We start from the raw sequence: 1,647 nt of genomic DNA, 5'->3' as shown, positions 1-1,647 counted from the left end.
TTTGGACTTTATGAAAAAATACAGGTAGTTTTGAAAATATTTTTGAAAAAATCTAAAAATTGGAATTAGGGTGGAGGATTATGAGTTATGCAAAAGTCTCCTAGAAATAGTTGATTTGTTTCTACCCATTGATTTGGCAATAAAGGTTTGGTTGAATCCTTGTTTATTTAGCAGGTAAATATGGTATCTTTGTTCGTAGGTCAATTGTGTATATTTTTGCATGTTTCACTCCTTTTTCTTGTCGGATTAAAGAGTGTTTAATATACCCTTTGACCGACTAATTGAGTGTTGCACTTATGATGTGAATTCAAGGTGTTTAAAGCAACAGATTTAATGAATAATAGACCTAGGAAATGCTTGGGGTACAAGACCCCATTTGAGGTCTTTGCCAAGATGACTGGCAAGGACTATTTTTTAAATGGAAGTGTTGCACTTATGGGTTGAATTCGCCATTTACACTACCTGCTCTGGTTGTACTGTAAGTTTTTATCAAGACTCGCGCCGATAACCAATCGCTTCGCTGAGATGCTGAATGTTGACGGTTTCTGAGTTGTCTAAATCAGCAATGGTTCTGGCAACTTTGAGAATGCGGTGATAGGCTCTTGCTGACAAGTGAAATTTGTCAATAGCCTCAGACAGTAGTTGTTTATCATCTTTATTTAGAGGTATGGATTTTTCTATTTCATCAGGTGTAAGTTTGTCGTTAAATTTACCTTGGCGCTTGAATTGAATGTTGTGGGCTTTTAGCACTCTTTCTCGTATAACTTCACTTGACTCTGCGCTACTATTGGTTTGCTCAAGTAGTGCTTCTTTTGGTAAGGGTGGTACGGTAAGCACCATATCAATTCTATCTAGTAGTGGGCCTGAGATTTTATTTTTATATCTATCAATTTGATCCTCTGTGCAGTGGCACTTGCTGGTGCCATCACCATAATATCCACAGGGGCAGGGGTTCATTGCACCAATAAGTTGAAAATTGGCAGGAAAAGTGGTTTGTTGGGCAGCACGGGACAAATGAATAACGCCATTTTCCAAGGGTTGACGCAAGACTTCTAAAACACTTCTTGGGAATTCTGGCAATTCATCTAGAAACAATACACCTTCATGAGCGAGCGAGATTTCACCCGGTTTGGGAATTGAACCACCACCAACCAATGCAACTGCTGAAGACGAATGATGCGGAGAGCGAAATGGGCGAACTTTTAACTGAGTTAAATCCAATCGTTTGTTGGCGACCGAATAAATTGAAGCGCGTTCTAGGGCTTTGTCATCACTAAGTGGTGACATAATTGAAGGTAATCGCTCTGCTAACATGGTCTTACCTGAACCAGGTGTGCCGACTAGAAGTAGATTATGCCCACCACTAGCGACAACTTCCAGCGCGCGTTTGGCATGGTGTTGTCCTTTAACCTGAGAAAAATCATTGTTATAAATTGTCTGCTTATTAGTTAACTTACGAACCAATTGATTAACATTGCTAGTACCTTGTAAAAAATCACAGACTTGCAATAAATGCTCACAGGGGTAGATTTTTGCTTGATTAACCAATGTATATTGAGCGGATTCTTGTGTTGGCAAGATAATATTATGCGCGTCTTGACTACTGGCAATAATAGCGGGCAATAAGCCTTCGATAGCACGCAATGA

General features: G+C 39.5%; 2 protein-coding genes and 1 pseudogene. 1 reads left to right on the top strand and 2 read right to left on the bottom strand.

Annotated elements, in window-relative coordinates:
* Positions 1-78 precede the first annotated feature (78 nt).
* Positions 79-222, bottom strand: a complete 144-nt coding sequence (locus BAZSYMA_RS04020; protein ID WP_090715865.1) for a helix-turn-helix domain-containing protein — start codon at positions 220-222, stop codon at positions 79-81.
* Positions 223-303: 81 nt separating this feature from the next.
* Between BAZSYMA_RS04020 and BAZSYMA_RS10645 the strand changes: the two are divergent.
* Positions 304-444 (top strand): annotated as a pseudogene (locus BAZSYMA_RS10645) (IS30 family transposase); the annotation flags it as partial.
* A gap of 45 nt (positions 445-489) precedes the next feature.
* Here BAZSYMA_RS10645 and BAZSYMA_RS04015 read toward each other — a convergent pair.
* The coding region (locus tag BAZSYMA_RS04015; protein ID WP_143243091.1) for a YifB family Mg chelatase-like AAA ATPase at positions 490-1,647 on the bottom strand (1,158 nt) is incomplete at its 5' end.

It is taken from the genome of Bathymodiolus azoricus thioautotrophic gill symbiont, assembly GCF_001298715.1.
GTDB lineage: Bacteria > Pseudomonadota > Gammaproteobacteria > PS1 > Pseudothioglobaceae > Thiodubiliella.
The sequence above is the reverse complement of the archived record's forward strand: the minus strand, read 5'-3'. Positions and strand labels throughout refer to the sequence as shown.